Origin of the sequence: Mycoplana dimorpha, assembly GCF_003046475.1 — a bacterium.
Classification (GTDB): domain Bacteria; phylum Pseudomonadota; class Alphaproteobacteria; order Rhizobiales; family Rhizobiaceae; genus Mycoplana; species Mycoplana dimorpha.
In genome coordinates this window covers 339,243-356,241 of sequence record NZ_PZZZ01000003.1, presented here as the reverse complement: position 1 = coordinate 356,241, position 16,999 = coordinate 339,243, and the positions used below count along the sequence as shown (strand labels likewise).

13 protein-coding genes and 1 pseudogene are annotated in these 16,999 nt (G+C 65.0%); 5 read left to right on the top strand and 9 right to left on the bottom strand.

Going from position 1 to position 16,999, the window contains the following annotated elements; all coding sequences use genetic code 11:
• Positions 1–5 precede the first annotated feature (5 nt).
• The 5 genes from C7449_RS08525 to ccmA form a co-directional block, all read right to left on the bottom strand.
• Entirely contained in the window at positions 6–620 is a 615-nt protein-coding gene (locus C7449_RS08525; RefSeq protein WP_108002364.1) for a DsbE family thiol:disulfide interchange protein, read from the bottom strand.
• The gene (ccmD, locus tag C7449_RS08520; protein ID WP_108002363.1) at positions 617–778 is read right to left on the bottom strand and encodes a heme exporter protein CcmD; all 162 of its coding nucleotides are present in this window, start codon (positions 776–778) and stop codon (positions 617–619) included. Before ccmD ends, C7449_RS08525 begins: the two co-directional genes overlap by 4 nt.
• Positions 775–1,551 (bottom strand): heme ABC transporter permease, encoded by a 777-nt coding sequence (locus C7449_RS08515; RefSeq protein WP_108002362.1) that lies wholly within the window; start codon positions 1,549–1,551, stop codon positions 775–777. Before C7449_RS08515 ends, ccmD begins: the two co-directional genes overlap by 4 nt.
• A gap of 60 nt (positions 1,552–1,611) precedes the next feature.
• Positions 1,612–2,271, bottom strand: a complete 660-nt coding sequence (gene ccmB / locus C7449_RS08510) for a heme exporter protein CcmB (RefSeq protein WP_108002361.1) — start codon at positions 2,269–2,271, stop codon at positions 1,612–1,614.
• A gap of 334 nt (positions 2,272–2,605) precedes the next feature.
• A complete protein-coding gene (ccmA, locus tag C7449_RS08505) occupies positions 2,606–3,253 on the bottom strand; it encodes a heme ABC exporter ATP-binding protein CcmA (protein WP_108002360.1) in 648 nt (215 codons plus the stop codon).
• 270 nt (positions 3,254–3,523) lie between these two features.
• Here ccmA and acnA point away from each other — a divergent pair, with 270 nt between their 5' ends.
• From acnA to C7449_RS08490, 3 genes are all read left to right on the top strand, one after another.
• Positions 3,524–6,217, top strand: a complete 2,694-nt coding sequence (gene acnA / locus C7449_RS08500; RefSeq protein WP_108002359.1) for an aconitate hydratase AcnA — start codon at positions 3,524–3,526, stop codon at positions 6,215–6,217.
• A 171-nt stretch (positions 6,218–6,388) separates the two neighbouring features.
• Positions 6,389–7,156 carry a DUF1223 domain-containing protein gene (locus tag C7449_RS08495; RefSeq protein WP_108002358.1) on the top strand — a complete coding sequence of 256 codons (768 nt, stop codon included), beginning with the start codon at positions 6,389–6,391 and terminating at the stop codon, positions 7,154–7,156.
• 563 nt (positions 7,157–7,719) lie between these two features.
• Positions 7,720–8,106 carry a DUF2794 domain-containing protein gene (locus tag C7449_RS08490; protein ID WP_108002357.1) on the top strand — a complete coding sequence of 129 codons (387 nt, stop codon included), beginning with the start codon at positions 7,720–7,722 and terminating at the stop codon, positions 8,104–8,106.
• 14 nt (positions 8,107–8,120) lie between these two features.
• On the opposite strand, the gene C7449_RS08485 is transcribed toward C7449_RS08490, so the two are convergent.
• From C7449_RS08485 to C7449_RS08470, 4 genes are all read right to left on the bottom strand, one after another.
• Positions 8,121–9,278: a hypothetical protein gene (locus C7449_RS08485; RefSeq protein ID WP_108002356.1), complete on the bottom strand. Its 1,158-nt coding sequence runs from the start codon at positions 9,276–9,278 to the stop codon at positions 8,121–8,123.
• A gap of 92 nt (positions 9,279–9,370) precedes the next feature.
• Entirely contained in the window at positions 9,371–9,913 is a 543-nt protein-coding gene (locus tag C7449_RS08480) for a GNAT family N-acetyltransferase (RefSeq protein ID WP_108002355.1), read from the bottom strand.
• Positions 9,914–10,088: 175 nt separating this feature from the next.
• On the bottom strand, positions 10,089–13,544 hold the full coding sequence (pyc, locus tag C7449_RS08475) for a pyruvate carboxylase (protein WP_108002354.1): 3,456 nt from the start codon (positions 13,542–13,544) through the stop codon (positions 10,089–10,091).
• Between the two features lie 201 nt (positions 13,545–13,745).
• A complete protein-coding gene (locus tag C7449_RS08470) occupies positions 13,746–14,486 on the bottom strand; it encodes a LuxR family transcriptional regulator (RefSeq protein ID WP_108002353.1) in 741 nt (246 codons plus the stop codon).
• Positions 14,487–14,777: 291 nt separating this feature from the next.
• Here C7449_RS08470 and C7449_RS08465 point away from each other — a divergent pair, with 291 nt between their 5' ends.
• Together C7449_RS08465 and C7449_RS08460 are read left to right on the top strand one after the other, a co-directional pair.
• The gene (locus C7449_RS08465; protein ID WP_108002669.1) at positions 14,778–16,535 is read left to right on the top strand and encodes a glucan ABC transporter ATP-binding protein/ permease; all 1,758 of its coding nucleotides are present in this window, start codon (positions 14,778–14,780) and stop codon (positions 16,533–16,535) included.
• 87 nt (positions 16,536–16,622) lie between these two features.
• Positions 16,623–16,958, top strand: a pseudogene (locus C7449_RS08460) (glucan ABC transporter ATP-binding protein/ permease); the annotation flags it as partial.
• Positions 16,959–16,999 lie beyond the last annotated feature (41 nt).

The following is a 16,999-nucleotide window of genomic DNA, read 5'->3' as shown; positions in this document are numbered from 1 at the left end:
CGCGATCAGCCGGACCTGGCCAGCGCCGCCAGCGCCTTCTCGATCGCCGGCATCAGCCCGGTCCTGACGGTGTTTTCGTCGAAGGGGCCGACCTTCTTGTAGAGGATCGTGCCGTCCGGGCCGACGAGATAGGATTCCGGAATGCCGTAGACGCCCCAGTCGATCGCCATCTTGCCGTTCGGGTCGAGGCCGATGGCCGTGTAGGGATTGCCGAGTTCGCCGAGAAAGCGCAGCGCGTTCTCGTTGCCGTCCTTGTAGTTCACGCCGACAACCGTCAGCCGCGGGTCCTGCGACAGCGCCAGGATGACCGGATGCTCCTGCCGGCAGGGAACGCACCACGACGCCCAGAAATTGACGAGCGTGAGCTTGCCCGTGGCTGCGGTCTGGGCGGTCAGCGCCGGCACCGGCACGCCGTTGCGCATCGCGCCTTCGAGTGGCGCGAGATCACGGAACGGCGCCTTCGTGCCGATCAGGGCGGAGGGAATTTCGGAAACGTCGCGCCCCGAACGGAGCTGCAGGAAGAAGATCGCCGCAAGCACGGCGAAGATCGCCAGCGGCAACAGCGCCAGAAGGAGGCGCGTCCGCGATCCGGCCGGCTTCTCGTCGGCCGACGGCGTCATTGCGGCTCTCCGGCCGATCGGCGGCGAATGCCGGCGGCCTCCAGGGCGTCGAGCTCGCGGCGGCGGGCCCGGCCGTCGAGCCAGACCCACAGGATCAGGCCGGCGATCGTGCCGAAGGCAGCGGCATAGGACGCGGCGACATAGGCGAAATGGCTCACCGGCGTCCCTCCATCGGCTCGCGACCGGCGTTGCGGGCGGCAAGCCGCCTGAGCGTCGCGATGCGCCGGCGCAGGATTTCGTTGCGCATTGCCAGGATGTGCAGCGTGAAGAACAGCAGCGTGAAGGCGACGGCCATCACCAGCAGCGGCCGCAGGAATTCCGGATCGATGGTCGGTCCGTCGAGGCGGATGACGCTTGCCGGCTGGTGCAGCGTGTTCCACCACTCGACGGAAAACTTGATGATCGGGATGTTGACGAAGCCGACGAGGATCAGGATGGCGCTCGCCTTGGCGGCGCGCGTCGGATCGTCCATCGCCCGGTTCAGAGCGATCAGGCCGAGATACATCAGAAACAGCACGAAGACGGAGGTCAGCCGCGCGTCCCACACCCACCAGGTGCCCCACATCGGCTTGCCCCACAACGAGCCGGTGACGAGCGCGATGAAGGTGAAGCTGGCACCGATCGGTGCTGCCGTCCTGGCGGAGACGTCGGCGAGCGGATGGCGCCAGACGAGCGTGCCGAGCGCCGAGATCGCCATCACCGAATAGCACATCATCGCAAGCCAGGCGGCGGGCACGTGGATGTACATGATCCGCACCGTCTCGCCCTGCTGGTAGTCGCCGACCGTCGTGAACGAGAGATAGAGCCCGACGGCGAAGGCGACCGCCGTCGCAGCGGCCAGCCACGGCAACAGGCTGCCGCTCAGCGCCAGGAACCGCGTCGGGTTGGCGAGGTCGGTGAACTTGCGGATTGCCAGGCTCGGTTCGCTCATCTCGGTGTCTTAACGCTTTCACCGCTTTGCTTCAATTGACGGGGATCAATCACATTTGCGTCAGTCCGTCGAGGCGCGAAGTGCCGCGGCCGCGGCGACCGGGCCGATCACGGCGAAGGTCAGGGTCAGCGCCGTGAGAATCATGAACGGAGGCAGGAACGGCGCCGGGTCCTGGACGGCTGCATAGACGGCGCTGACCCCGAAGATGAGGACAGGGATCGCGAGCGGCAGCACAAGGATGGAGACGAGCAGGCCGCCGCGCGGCAGGGCCACGGCGATCGCCGCTCCCGCCGCACCGATGAAGGTGATCGCCGGCGTCCCGACCAGCAGCGTCAGCGCCGTGGCGCCGATCGCCGGAACCTCCATGTTCATGAACAGCGACAGGAGCGGCGAAGCAATCACCAGCGGCAGCCCGGTGGCGATCCAGTGCGCGAGGCACTTCGTCAGCACCGTCAGCACCAGCGGGGTGTCCTGCATCAGCATGAGGTCGAGCGAACCGTCCTCTCGTTCGGCCTGGAACAGCCGGTCGAGCCCGAGCAGTGAAGCGAGGAGCGCCCCGATCCAGAGAATCGCCGGGCCGATGCGGGCAAGCAGGTTAAGATCCGGCCCGACGCCGAAGGGGATGACGGCGACCACCGTCATGAAGAACAGCACCCCGATCATCGCGCCACCGCCGGCGCGCACGGAGAGCTTGAGGTCGCGAAGCAGCAGCGCGGTCATGCGGCGGGGTCCAGATGAATGGAGAAGACTGGCCGAACATGCGCAGCCGTGGCACGCGGTTGCCGCAGGCCACCCTCCTTGAGGACAGGGGAAACGCTTTCGGATCGGGAACGAGGCGGGCACGCTTCCTCTTCTCCCCAACGGGGAGAAGGTGGCCCGAAGGGCCGGATGAGGGGGGCGCGAAGCGCCAAGGGCGTGCCGCAAGGCCCCCTCATCGCCTCGCATGCGCTCGGCACTTCTCCCCACTGGGGAGAAGAAGGAGCGTACTGCTGCCCCGGCCATTCAGTTGTGATAGCCCTGCCCTTAGAAAGGGTGGGCCAGAAACGCTCCATCATCACCCCCATACCTCCGCAAACACACCGGCAAAGCCGGCCATGTGCAGTTCCGCCGCGCTACCGAGCCCGAGCGGCTGGTGCGTCGCCGCCAGCGCAATCCCGCCACACCGAAGATGCTCCTTGACCAGACCCGCGAACATGATCTCGGCGGCGGTGTCGAGCGCTGCCGTCGGCTCGTCGAGGATCCAGACCGGCCGCCAGGCGACCAGCAGCTTGGCCATCGCCATGCGCCGCTGCTGGCCGGCCGAAAGATAGCCGAAGGGCAGGTGCACGATGCCGCCGAGGCCGACCGCTTCGGCCGCCTCCTCGACGCCAAAGCCGGCATTGCCCTGCGCTTCCCCGAAGAAGCGCTTCCAGAAGTGCAGGTTCTCCGCCACCGTCAGCTCGCGCTTCATCGCATTGCGGTGGCCGAGATAGTGGCAGGCGGCGGCAACGGTCTCGAATTCATCGGCCGGGCAGCCGTTCAATTGGACCTTGCCCGATTCGCGCGGCAGCAGGCCGGCGACGACGCGCAGCAGCGTCGACTTGCCGGAGCCGTTCGGCCCCTTGACGACAAGTGCCGTCCCCGCTCCGATCTGAAAGGAGATGTCCCGGAAGATCAGGTCCTCGCCCCGTTTCGCACTCAGGCCCTCGGCAACGAGGCGCATCGCGTTTCACTTTCCCGTTACGACCTTCGTCGCATTGCACAAATATTCTTCCGATCCCGGACCGGCCGCTCTGGATCGTTCCTTAGAAATTATCTATAAGGCCGGCAACACGCCAGCGGTCGGCGTGATTTATCATCCAAGCGCCGAACCCGGAAATGACTTCCGCGTACGGACAGCGGAAATGGCCGCACCCGCATCCCAATTCGCGCCTCTCCGGTGCACGGGCGTTCGTACGTCAACATTTGGCGATCAGACGGAACGGGGTATCCAGTGTCCAAGTCCCTAGACAGCTTCAACTGTCGCTCGACCCTCACGGTCGACGGTGTCGACTACGTTTACTACAGCCTGCCGAAGGCAGAAGCGAACGGCCTTCCCGGCGTCTCAAAGCTTCCCTATTCGATGAAGGTGCTGCTCGAGAACCTGCTGCGCAACGAAGACGGCCGCTCGGTCACGAAGAAGGACATTGAAAGCGTCGCTGCCTGGCTTTCCAACAAGGGCCTGGTCGAGAGCGAGATCGCCTACCGCCCGGCCCGCGTGCTGATGCAGGACTTCACCGGCGTTCCCGCCGTCGTCGACCTCGCCGCGATGCGCGACGGCATCAAGGCGCTTGGCGGCGATCCGGAGAAGATCAACCCGCTCGTCCCCGTCGACCTCGTCATCGACCACTCCGTCATCGTCGACGAGTTCGGCACCGCCACTGCCTTCGCCCGCAACGTCGAGCTTGAATACGAGCGCAACGGCGAGCGCTACCGGTTCCTGAAGTGGGGGCAGCAGGCGTTCAAGAATTTCCGCGTCGTTCCGCCCGGCACCGGCATCTGCCACCAGGTCAACCTGGAATACCTCGGCCAGACCGTCTGGACCAAGGAAGAGGACGGCGAGACCATCGCCTATCCGGACACCTGCGTCGGCACTGACAGCCACACGACGATGATCAACGGCCTCGGCGTTCTCGGCTGGGGCGTCGGCGGCATCGAGGCGGAAGCAGCCATGCTCGGTCAGCCGGTCTCGATGCTGTTGCCGGAAGTCATCGGCTTCAAGCTGACCGGCAAGCTGAAGGAAGGCGTCACCGCCACCGACCTCGTGCTCACCGTCGTACAGATGCTGCGCAAGAAGGGCGTCGTCTCGAAGTTCGTTGAATTCTTCGGCCCCGGCCTCGACAACATGACGCTCGCCGACCGCGCCACGATCGGCAACATGGGCCCGGAATACGGCGCCACCTGCGGCTTCTTCCCGGTCGACAGCGAGACGATCAACTATCTCACCATGTCCGGCCGCGAAGAACAGCGGATCGCGCTCGTCGAAGCCTATTCGAAGGCGCAGGGCATGTGGCGCGAAGGTGACGGTTCCGACCTCGTCTTCACCGACACGCTGGAACTGGACCTCGGCGACGTCGTGCCCTCGATGGCTGGCCCGAAGCGCCCCGAAGGCCGCCTGCCGCTCGAGACGATCGCGCCGAATTTCGCGACCGCGCTCGAGAACGACTACAAGAAGCCCGGCCAGCTTTCCAACCGCTACGCGGTGGAAGGCGAAGACTTCGATCTCGGCCACGGCGACGTCGCCATTGCCGCGATCACCTCATGCACCAACACCTCCAACCCGTCCGTGCTGATCGCCGCCGGCCTGCTGGCCCGCAACGCCGTGGCCAAGGGCCTGAAGACCAAGCCCTGGGTGAAGACCTCGCTGGCGCCCGGATCGCAGGTGGTCGGCGAATACCTGGCGAAGTCCGGCCTGCAGAAGGACCTCGACGCGCTCGGCTTCAACCTCGTCGGCTTCGGCTGCACGACCTGCATCGGCAACTCCGGCCCGCTGCCGGGTCCGATCTCCAAGACCATCAACGAGAAGGGCCTGATCGCCGCCGGCGTTCTGTCGGGTAACCGCAACTTCGAAGGCCGCATCTCGCCCGACGTCCAGGCCAACTACCTGGCCTCGCCGCCGCTCGTCGTCGCCTATGCGCTCGCAGGCACGGTCCAGAAGGACCTGACCAAGGAGCCGATCGGCGAGGACCAGGACGGCCAGCCGGTCTACCTGAAGGACATCTGGCCCTCCTCCAAGGAGATCCAGGACTTCATCATGAAGTACGTCACCCGTGAGCTCTACGCGACGAAGTACGCCGACGTGTTCAAGGGCGATGCCAACTGGCAGGCGGTGCAGGTTCCGGCCGGCCAGACCTATGCCTGGGACGACAAGTCGACCTACGTGCAGAACCCGCCCTACTTCGTCGGCATGGGCAAGAAGGGCTCGGGGCTGAAGAACATCAAGGGCGCCCGCGTCCTCGGTCTCTTCGGCGACAAGATCACCACCGACCACATCTCGCCGGCCGGCTCGATCAAGGCCGCTTCGCCGGCGGGCGAATACCTTCTGGAGAACGGCGTGAAGGTCGCCGACTTCAACCAGTACGGCACCCGTCGCGGCAACCATGAGGTGATGATGCGCGGCACCTTCGCCAACATCCGCATCCGCAACCACATGCTCGGCCCGAACGGCAAGGAAGGTGGCTACACCATCCACTATCCGTCCAAGGAAGAGATGTCGATCTACGACGCGGCGATGAAGTACAAGGAAGAGGGCGTTCCGCTCGTCATCTTCGCCGGCGTCGAGTACGGCAACGGTTCGTCGCGCGACTGGGCGGCGAAGGGCACCAACCTGCTCGGCGTCAAGGCCGTGATCGCGCAGTCCTTCGAGCGCATCCACCGCTCCAACCTGGTCGGCATGGGCGTCGTGCCCTTCGTCTTCGAGGAAGGCACGTCCTGGCAGAGCCTCGACCTCAAGGGCGACGAGCTCGTCGAGATCGATGGCCTTGAGGGCGAGATCAAGCCGCGCGAGAAGAAGATCGCCAGGATCACCTACGGCGACGGCTCGGTGAAGGAGGTTCCGATCCTCTGCCGCATCGATACGCTCGACGAGGTGACCTACATGAACAACGGCGGCATCCTGCAGACGGTGCTCCGCGATCTCGCCGCCTGAAAACTCTGAAGCTTCAGACAAAAGATGCCGGGGCCAACACCCCGGCATTTTCTTTTCCTGCCGTCGCGCCCAGCCGCAAGCGTCTCACTCCTTCGTGACTTCCTATTGACCGGGCAAGCGGGTATGAGTTTGGCCGATGATCGGCATCGCATTGTATTTCCCGGATGAATCATGCCCAGAGCGCTAATCATAGGTTGCCTGTCGAGCCTCTTGACGGTTCTCGCTGGCAACACGCCCGCTCTGGCCGGAGATTCCGCGGCGCAGGGCGTGGTTGAGCTCTTCACCAGCCAGGGATGCTCCTCCTGTCCGAAGGCCGACAAGGCGCTGGAGACGCTGATCCGCGAGGGCAATGTCGTGGCGCTCGCCTACCACGTCGATTACTGGAACTATCTAGGCTGGACCGACACGATGTCCTCCAGGCAGAACACCGACCGGCAATACGCCTATGCGCGCATGTTCGGCCGCGGCACCGTCTACACCCCGCAAGCCGTCATCAACGGCCGCGAGCACGTCAATGGCGGCGATATCGACCGCATCCGGACCCAGGTGCAGGGCATGGCCACGCAGGGCCGCGGCCTTTCCGTCCCGGTCAATGCGCAAATCGCCGGCGACGAGATCAGGATCGACATCGGCAGCGGCGAGGGCAAGGCCAACGTGGTGGTCGCCTATTTCGACGGCGAGCAGGCGGTCGACATTCAGGATGGTGAAAACCGCGGGCGCCGGGTGGCCTACTGGCATGCCGTGAAGGCCATTGAGACGATCGGCATGTGGGAAGGGCGAGCCATGAGCCTCGTGCTGCCGGCGAGCATGCTGAACGACAGGGCAGGCTGTGCCATCCTGCTGCAGCGGATGAAGTCCGCCGACACGCCGGGCGCGATTCTGGGCGCAAGAATGATCACGACCAAACGCCCGCTGCCGGAAACGGCCAGACGCAACTGAACGCCTCCGCCAAGCTCGACAACACGCCAGGTCAGGTGGGTTTGCTGTTCAGTGGACCAGGGGAGTGGTCCGGACCGGGTTCTTCGAGGGGCTGGGGCTTGAGGGTTCGAAGAGACGCCGGACCGGACCGTGACGAAGCTTCCGGCAACGGAATACAGGAACAGCTTCGACGCATGCCCCCTGAGGCCGACCGGTTTCCCGCACATGCAAAGCGGTTCGGCTGCGGGACAGCGAGGGAGACTTTCCTCGAAAATTTGGGCGCGGTTTTGTCTGAATTGCGGCAAGGGCGATTTTTCGGTTGCCGCAGGCGTTAACAGCGATCCACGCCATGCCATGGGCTCTGCCCCTGCAGCCCGGGCCGATTGGAGAAGGACCGAAATTCAACGGGTTGCAAACGCCGATCGCGCCCGCCGTTGGGGCCGAAATCGCCGTGCACGCCGCCTCCCTGGCTCTGCGATCGCGGCTTCGGCAAATCCCGGCGGTGGAACAGGCAGGTCCGCGCTTGCATTTGTGCGAAGCTGGGGCAAACTGTCTTGTAACTGTCACAGTCGAAGTGAGGTTCGATGACTGATCAGCCGGATTTTCCGCCGCGAGGTGCCGGGCCAGATGTGGTCGTGGACCTCCGGGAATATCGGAACAGCAAAAATCCGCTCCCCGTTACCTTTCACCGCCGCGAGCTTGACGCCATCCTGAGGATCTACGGACGGATGGTCGGCGACGGCGAATGGCGTGATTATGCCATCGACCACACGCGCGACAAGGCGGTGTTCTCGATATTCAAGCGTTCGGGCGAAGTGCCGCTTTACCGCGTCGAGAAGGATCCGAAGCTCGCCGCCCGGCAAGGCGCCTACAGCGTCGTCAACGCCCACGGCATGATCCTCAAACGGGGACACGAGCTGCAGCAGGTGCTGAAGGTCTTCGACAAGGCTCTCAAGCTGGTCGAGACCTGACACCTCCAACGCAGTCACGCCGGCGGCAGGCAGGCTCCACGAAGCCCGGCCGCCCGCATGGCGCCGATCAACACCTTGTCCGCCTCATAGCCGGAAGAGTTCGCGGCCGTCTTCCGTCCGGTTCTGCCATATTTCCAGTTCGTCGTGATTTCGCTGAAGTGGCCGTAGGTGAAGCGACGGGAGCGCGTCAGCCGGTTGTCCAGTCCCTTTACCCGGTGAGCGGACCACGTCATCGCCCTTGGGCATCGCCACGGGACGGCCGCCCACTTCTGCGGGCAGCCGACTGTGTCGCTCGGGTCATAATGAACAGAATCCGCATGACGCAACGCCCGCCCGCCCCTTTCGACCCCAACCTCGTGGATCCACCTGCCCCTGAAGTGCACGACGCCCAACAGCGATCTCTCCGCCGCCCTGAAGACCGAGCCGCCGGCTTCGGAGGCCAACACCAGTTCGTCGACATCGCAATTCAGGACGCTGCGGGCCTTGCGCAAAAACCGGAAGCGGGCGTGCTGCAGGGCGCCGGCCTGGCAGAATTTTGAGCTTATCCGTTCCTCGCCACCGTCTGCGGCCCGCCGCCGCCAGACGCGCGGCCCGAACTTGAACGGCCAGTCGACAACGCAAACGGTCAGTTCCGGAAACGCGCGCGAAAGCTCTGCCTCCAGGTCGCGCGACCCATACGACGTGGAGGCGTTGTCATACAACAGCACCGCGTCTGCGCCGTGCATGCGGACATGGAACTGCACCCAGTCCAGGATCCACTGAACGTCATTGTTCCTGGACAAGGTGAAGAGGACGCGCCTGTTTTGCAACAGATGGCTGAGATCCGGCTGCACGCGTGCTGTCGCTGCGGCAAGGGCGCTGTCGATCCGCACCTCGGCCATGTCGCCCTTCAGCCAATATTCCGCACCGGCCGGCCTCTCGATCAGGAAGCCGCCGCGTCTGACGAGGCCGGCGTAGAAGTCGGTGGCTTCGACATGCTTCCGGAAATTGAACAGCGGCGGCCCCTGCAGGACAGTGTGGTTGCCGCTCCTGTAGACGTCGTAGAATATCGTCTCGAAGTCGTAGCGGGAGTCGTAGGCCTTGTCCCGGTATTTCGCCGGTAACGGGGCGTCACGAACGACGCCGCAACCTTCAGCCACCCTGATGAAGCTGAGTTCCACGTCGGTCGTCATCGCCTCTGCTCCAAAGACCATCTCCGGCGCTCGCCATGATCTTCACATGCGCCCGCCGCCTTGGCCAGCGCGCGCCTGCTTTCAGCGCTTCCCTATCGCCGGGGAACGTCGTGCTCCGGATCGGTGCTCGCCCCCTCGCCAAGCGGCAGTTGCATGATGGTGGTGTCGAGCCATCGGCCGTGCTTGAAGCCCGTCGCCTTCATCACGCCGCCATGCTCGAAGCCGGTTGATCGATGCACCGCTATGGAAGCAGGGTGGGCGCCGCCGATCACCGCCACCATCTGCCGGAAGCCGAGTGCCGTGCATCGCTCGATCAGTTCGGCCAGCAATGCCTTGCCGATGCCGCGCCCGCGCGCCTCGGGCGCAAGATAGATCGAATCCTCGACCAGCCAGCGATAGGCGGGCCGCGTGCGGAACGCCGAAGCGTAGGCGTAGCCGAGGATGCTTCTGCCTGCGTCGATCGCGACGATGTAGGGGTACCCCGCCGCCGTGATCGCCGTGAACCGGCCGCGCATCTCGTCGAGCGACGGCGGTTCGATCTCGTAGGAGGCAACGCCGTTCAGCACCGATTCGCGATAAATCTCGGCAATGGCGGCAAGATCGCCGGCCTCGGCGCTGCGGATCAGGAAATGCATGGGCGGTTCCACAAATGTTATTGAAAACTGACGGGACGCAGCGGCTTGCAGCCCGTGTCGGCGATCTGAAGGCGACCGGCCGATCGGAGCACTCCGGCCGTCCGGCGCAGACCGCATGAACCCGTTTTCACGCGACCTGCTCTGGAGCATTGGCACCCGGCACCTGCGGCCTGCGTCACCCGAACACGATCAGCAGGTCCTTGGCGTCGATCTGGTCGCCGGCGCGCACGAGCACTTCGGCGATCGTGCCGTCCTTTTCGGCATGCAGCGCCGTCTCCATCTTCATCGCCTCGATCGACAGCAGCACGTCGCCGGCCTTGACGGGCTGGCCGGCGGAAACGGCCACCGTCGAGACGACACCCGGCATCGGTGCGCCAAGCTGCGCCGGGTTGCCGGCCTCCGCCTTGCGGCGCACCGTGGCGGATGCGCCGCGGTTCCGATCCGGCACCTTGATCGGGCGCGGCTGGCCGTTCAGCTCGAAGAACACCTTGACCATGCCCTTGTCATCGACATCGCCCTGCGTCTGGTTGAGGATGACCAGCGTCTTGCCCTTCTCGATGTCGGCAAAGAGCTCCTCGCCCGGCGCCATGCCGTAGAAATAGGCGTGGGTCGGCAGCACGCTGACCGGCCCATAGGTCTCGGCGGCGTGCGCGTAGTCGGTGAAGACCTTGGGATACATCAGGTAGGAAGCGAACTCGAAGTCGGTGACCTTGCGCTCCAGCTTGGCCTCGATGCTCTTGCGCTCCGCATCGAGATCGGCCTCCGGCAGCAGCGAACCCGGCCGCACCGTGTAGGCCGCCTCGCCCTTCAGCACCTTCTCCTGCAGCGCCTGCGGCCAGCCGCCGGGGGGCTGGCCGAGATCGCCCTTCAGCATCGACACCACGGATTCGGGGAAGGAGACGTCCTTGGCCGGATCCTCGACATCGGCTACTGTCAGGTCCTGACTGACCATCATCAGCGCCATGTCGCCGACCACCTTCGAGGACGGCGTCACCTTGACGATGTCGCCGAACATGCGGTTGGCGTCGGCATAGGCCTGCGCCACCTCGTGCCAGCGCGTCTCCAGGCCCAGCGAGCGGGCCTGTTCCTTGAGGTTGGTGAACTGCCCACCCGGCATCTCGTGCAGGTAGACCTCCGACGCCGGCCCCTTCAGGTTGCTTTCGAAGGCGGCGTACTGGTGCCGCACCGCCTCGAAGTAGAAGGAGATGCGGCGGATCCATTCAGGATCGAGGCCGGGGTCGCGCTCGGAGCCGGAAAGCGCCTCGACGATCGAGCCGAGGCACGGCTGCGAGGTGTTGCCGGAGAGCGCGTCCATCGCGGCGTCGACGATATCGACGCCGGAATCGACCGCCGCCAGCACGGTCGCGGCGGCGATGCCGGAGGTGTCGTGCGTGTGGAAATGGATCGGCAGGTCGGTTGCCTCGCGCAGCGCCTTGAACAGCACGCGCGCCGCTGCCGGTTTCAGAAGCCCGGCCATGTCCTTGACCGCGATGATGTGCGCGCCGGCCGCCTCCAGTTCGGCGGCAAGGGCGGTGTAGTACTTCAGGTCATATTTCGGCCGGGCGGCATTGAGGATGTCGCCGGTATAGCAGATCGCCGCCTCGCAGATCCGGTTTTCCTCGATCACGGCGTCCATGGAGACGCGCATGTTGTCGACCCAGTTCAAACAATCGAACACCCGGAACACGTCGATGCCGCCCTTCGCCGCCTGGCGAACGAAGTATTTCACCACGTTGTCGGGGTAGTTCTTGTAGCCGACGCCATTGGCGCCGCGCAGCAGCATCTGCAAAAGCAGGTTCGGCGCGCCCTCGCGCACCTTGGCCAGCCGCTCCCAGGGGTCCTCGGTGAGGAAGCGCATGGCGACGTCGAAGGTCGCCCCGCCCCAGCATTCGAGCGAGAACAGCTGCGGCAGCGTGCGGGCATAGGTCTCGGCGATTCGGGCAATGTCATAGGTGCGCATGCGGGTCGCCAGCAGCGACTGATGCGCGTCGCGCATCGTCGTGTCGGTCATCAGCACCTGCGGCTGCGCGCGTACCCACTCGGCGAACCTCTTCGGGCCGAGTTCGTCGAGCTTCTGCTTGGTGCCCGCGCCTATCTGCCCTTCCGAGTGGGGCACCACCGGCGGGGCGATGTCGTCGGACGGCTTCGGCCGCCCCTTCGTTTCCGGGTGGCCGTTGACGGTGACGTCGGCGAGGTAGGTGAGCAGCTTGGTGGCGCGGTCCTGGCGCTTCACCTGGGCGAAGAGCTCCGGCGTGGTGTCGATGAAGCGCGTGGTGTAGCTGTTGTCGTGGAACTTCGGATGGCTGATGATCGCTTCCAGGAAGGTCAGGTTGGTGGCGACGCCGCGGATGCGGAACTCGCGCAGCGCCCGCTCCATGCGCCGGATCGCCTCGTCTGCCGTCGGCGCCCAGGCGGTCACCTTTTCCAGAAGCGGGTCGTAGTAGCGGGTGATCACCGCGCCGGAATAGGCGGTGCCGCCGTCGAGGCGGATTCCGAAGCCGGTGGCGCCGCGATAGGCGGTGATGCGGCCGTAGTCGGGGATGAAGTTCTGCTCCGGGTCCTCGGTGGTGATGCGGCACTGCAGCGCATGGCCGTTGAGGCGAATGTCCTGTTGCTTCGGCACTCCGGATTCCGGCGTGCCGATGGCGAAGCCGTCCAGGATATGGATCTGAGCTTTGACGATATCGATGCCGGTCACCATCTCGGTGACGGTGTGCTCGACCTGGATGCGGGGGTTGACCTCGATGAAGTAGAACTTGCCGGTGTCGGCGTCCATCAGGTACTCGACGGTACCGGCCCCGACATAGTTCGTAGCCTCGGCGATCTTCAGCGAATAGGCGGCGAGTTCCTGGCGCTGCGCCTCGCTGAGGTAGGGCGCCGGCGCCCGTTCGACGACCTTCTGGTTGCGGCGCTGGATCGAGCAGTCGCGCTCGAAGAGATGCACGACGTTGCCGTGCGTGTCGCCGAGAATCTGGCTCTCGACGTGGCGGGCCCGCTCGACGAGCTTTTCCAGGTAGACCTCGTCCTTGCCGAAGGCGGCCTTCGCCTCGCGCTTGGCCTCTGTCACCTCGCGGGCGAGGTCCTTCGGATGGCGGATCGCCCGCATGCCGCGGCCGCCACCGCCCCACGACGCTTTCAGCATCACCGGATAGCCGATTTCCTCGGCCATGCGGGCGACTTCGTCCATGTCGTCCGGCAGCGGCTCGGTCGCCGGTACCACGGGCACGCCGATCGCGATGGCGAGATTGCGCGCCGCGACCTTGTTGCCGAGCTGGCGCATCGTCTCCGGCTTGGGCCCGATGAAGGTGATGCCGTTTGCGGCACAGGCCTCGGCGAATTCCGGACTCTCCGACAGCAGGCCGTAGCCTGGATGGATCGCATCTGCGCCGGACAGCTTCGCGACCCGGATCACCTCGTCGATCGACAGGTAGCTTTCGATCGGGCCGAGATCGCGGGCCAGATGCGGCCCCCGGCCGACCTGGTAACTCTCGTCCGCCTTGAAGCGGTGCAGCGCCAGCTTGTCCTCCTCTGCCCATATCGCCACCGTTTTTACCCCGAGCTCATTGGCCGCGCGGAAGACGCGGATGGCGATTTCGGAACGGTTGGCGACGAGAATTTTCGAGATGGACAAGTCGAACTCCTCATGACTTGGCGCGCAGAAAATGCTGCAGTTGCGAAGAGAACTACCAGAACAGCAACAATGCAAGCCACAATATCCGCGACATGGGCGGAAAAAGATGCGCCTGCCTTTTTATAATGCCCCTTCACGCGGGTTACTGACGGTTGTTGTGCACCCGTTGTCCGGAAACCATTCGGTTTCTCGACAATGGCCTCAGGACACGAGCCCCAGCCGGAACGACAATGCTACCGCGTGATGCCGGTTCTTTGCCTTCAGCTTCTCCTGTATGCCGTTCATGTACCAGTCGACGGTGTGATTGGAGATCGACAGCACGCGGGCGATCTCGTGCGAGGTCATGCCGTCGGCGAGGTAGTTCAAGGCTTCCATTTCCCGCCGCGTCAGGTGAATGGCGGGGTCGCCGGAGAGCGCCGTGCACAGGGTCGGATCGACGATGTTGAGCAACTTCCAGAACAGTCTGGTCGCCACGCCCTCGAACAGGCCCATCTCCGCCGGTTGGAGATCCACGGCCTTGCCGCCGAGCATGATGGTGCCGAGCAGGCCGCGCCGTCCGTGCACGGGGAAGATGTAGCCGTCCTCCAGGCCGTGGTTGCGGGCATCGACCAGCATCCGCTCCATGCGCTTGCGATGCGGATTGGGCTTGAAGGCGGCGATCGAGTCACGCCAGCGGTACCCCACGTGCGCATGGCCGAGGTACAGGATGGTGGGGTCGGTGACGATGTATTTCTTGCGAATATAGTTTTCCGGCCATTTCGGCGGCCACCGCCCGGCCAGCACGAGCGACATCGGATCCTCGTGCGGTTTTGGTTGCCGGATTACCCCGTAGTATTCAAAGCCGTATCCATCCAGCAGTCTCTCGAACTCCGACACGACATCGTCGTGATGCGTGAGCTCGTCGAGCAGACCTATGAACTGCGCAAGGAGATTGATTCTCACGTTAATACCGGCCGCACGCGCAGCCGCCCCCAAATACATTTAACGTCACAATATTTTTACGTATGCAGGCGGCTTCGGCAAACAAAACGGCCGCCAGAGACCCGTTTAGCAAGTTCAAACGATTTGGCAACGGACTGTTCAGCGCCCGTTCATGGACAACCAAATAGCATTCGACAGTCGCTGGAAACATGCCCGGCAGCACTGCCGATCGGCAGCCGGGACACCGCGTAGCGCGCGTCCGACGTGAAGGGCGACGCGGCGCACAATGCAGGACCGCGAAAGGGTTTCGAAGTGTCGTTGTACCAGGTTTACGCGCGGGCGCTCAGCTATCTGTCCGTCTACAAATTCCGCGTGTCGTCGATCATCGTTGCGAACATCGTGCTGGCGGGGATCACCATCGCCGAGCCGATCCTGTTCGGCAAGATCATCGATGCCATCTCCAACCAGGCCGCCGTCACGCCGATGCTGCTGATGTGGGCCGCGTTCGGCGTGTTCAACACCGTCGCCTTCGTTCTGGTGGCGCGCGAGGCGGACCGGCTGGCGCACGGGCGCCGGGCAAGCCTGATCACCGAGGCGTTCGGCCGCATCGTCTCCATGCCGCTGTCCTGGCACAGCCAGCGCGGCACCTCGAATGCGCTGCACACGCTGTTGCGCGCTTGCGAGACGCTGTTCGGCCTCTGGCTCGAATTCATGCGCACGCACCTGGCGACGGCGATAGCGCTTGTGCTGCTGGTGCCGACGGCGTTTGCCATGGACTACCGACTGTCGCTGGTTCTGTTGGTGCTCGGCGCCGCCTATGTCGTCATCGGCAAGGTGGTGATGAGCAAGACCCGCGAAGGCCAGGCCTCGGTGGAAAACCACTACCACACCGTCTTCTCGCACGTCTCCGACGCCATCAGCAACGTCTCCGTCGTGCACAGCTACAACCGCATCGAGGCCGAGACGAAGCAGCTCAAGCAGTTCACCCAGCAGCTCATCAACGCCCAGTACCCGGTGCTCGACTGGTGGGCGCTGGCAAGCGCCCTCAACCGCATCGCCTCGACGATCTCGATGATGACGATCCTGGTGATCGGCACCATCCTCGTCCAGCGCGGCGAGCTGCGCGTCGGCGACGTGATCGCGTTCATCGGCTTCGCCGGTCTGCTGATCGGCCGTCTCGATCAGATGAAGGCCTTCGCCACGCAGATCTTCGAGGCGCGCGCCAAGCTTGAGGATTTCTTCACGCTCGAGGACGCCGTGAAGGACCGCGAGGAGCCGGCCGGCGCCGGCGAGCTCACCAACGTCCGCGGCAAGGTCGAGTTCCGCAATGTCAGCTTCGACTTCGCCAACGCCACCCAGGGCGTGCGTGACATCTCGTTCACCGCCGAAGCCGGCCAGACCGTCGCGATCGTCGGCCCGACCGGGGCGGGCAAGACAACGCTCGTCAACCTTCTGCAGCGCGTCTACGACCCGAAGCAAGGCGAGATCCTGATCGACGGCGTCGACGTCTCGACGGTGACGCGCAAGTCGCTGCGCCGCTCGATCGCCACCGTCTTCCAGGACGCCGGCCTGCTGAACCGCTCCATCTCCGACAACATCCGGCTCGGCCGGGAGGGCGCCACCCTCGAAGAGGTCATGCAGGCCGCCGAGGCGGCGGCTGCCGGCGACTTCATCCGCACCCGCCAGAACGGCTACGACACCCATGTCGGCGAGCGCGGCAACCGGCTCTCCGGCGGCGAGCGCCAGCGCATCGCCATCGCCCGTGCCATCCTCAAGGATGCGCCGATCCTGGTGCTCGACGAGGCGACGAGCGCGCTGGACGTGGAGACCGAGGCGCGCGTGAAGGCGGCCATCGACAATCTGCGCAAGAACCGCACCACCTTCATCATCGCCCACCGGCTGTCGACCGTGCGCGAGGCGGACATCGTGCTCTTCCTGGATCACGGCCGCATCGCCGAGATGGGCAGCTTCCAGGACCTCAGCCAGAGCAACGGCCGCTTTGCCGCCCTGCTGCGGGCGAGCGGCATCCTGACGGACGAGGACGTCCGCCGCAGCCATACCGCCGCCTGACCGCTAAACGCTTCCGTTCCCCGGCCGCCGCGCTTGTGACAAAGCGCGGCGGTTTTCGTTTGCGGAGCAGCCAGGCGCGCGCTCTGGCTCTTCGGCGGCGAGCGCCAGCGCATCGCCATCGCCCGCGCCATCCTCAAGTATGCCCCGATCCCGGTGCTCGATGAGGAGGCGAGCGCGCTGGACGTGGAGACCGAGGCGCGCGTCAAGGCGGCCATCGACAATCTGCGCAAGAACCCCACCACCTTCATCATCGCCCACCGGCTGTCGACCGGGCGCGAGGCGGACATCGTGCGCTTCCTCGGTCATCGCCGCATCGCCGGGATGGGCAGCTTCCAGGACCTCAGCCAAAGCTTTGCCGCCCTGCTGCGGGCGAGCGGCATCCTGACGGACGAGGACGTCCGCCACAGCCATACCGCCGCCTGAGGGCCGAACGCTCCCGTACCCCGGCCGCCGCGCTCGTGACA

What these genes read in the sequence shown, in the direction of transcription:
- C7449_RS08480 (WP_108002355.1), bottom strand. Translation starts at nt 9,913, where the DNA reads ATGCATTTCCTGATCCGCAGCGCCGAGGCCGGCGATCTTGCCGCCATT.
- ccmB (WP_108002361.1), bottom strand. Translation starts at nt 2,271, where the DNA reads ATGACCGCGCTGCTGCTTCGCGACCTCAAGCTCTCCGTGCGCGCCGGC.
- C7449_RS08515 (WP_108002362.1), bottom strand. Translation starts at nt 1,551, where the DNA reads ATGAGCGAACCGAGCCTGGCAATCCGCAAGTTCACCGACCTCGCCAAC.
- C7449_RS08490 (WP_108002357.1), top strand. Translation starts at nt 7,720, where the DNA reads ATGACTGATCAGCCGGATTTTCCGCCGCGAGGTGCCGGGCCAGATGTG.
- C7449_RS08525 (WP_108002364.1), bottom strand. Translation starts at nt 620, where the DNA reads ATGACGCCGTCGGCCGACGAGAAGCCGGCCGGATCGCGGACGCGCCTC.
- C7449_RS08495 (WP_108002358.1), top strand. Translation starts at nt 6,389, where the DNA reads ATGCCCAGAGCGCTAATCATAGGTTGCCTGTCGAGCCTCTTGACGGTT.
- ccmA (WP_108002360.1), bottom strand. Translation starts at nt 3,253, where the DNA reads ATGCGCCTCGTTGCCGAGGGCCTGAGTGCGAAACGGGGCGAGGACCTG.
- C7449_RS08485 (WP_108002356.1), bottom strand. Translation starts at nt 9,278, where the DNA reads ATGACGACCGACGTGGAACTCAGCTTCATCAGGGTGGCTGAAGGTTGC.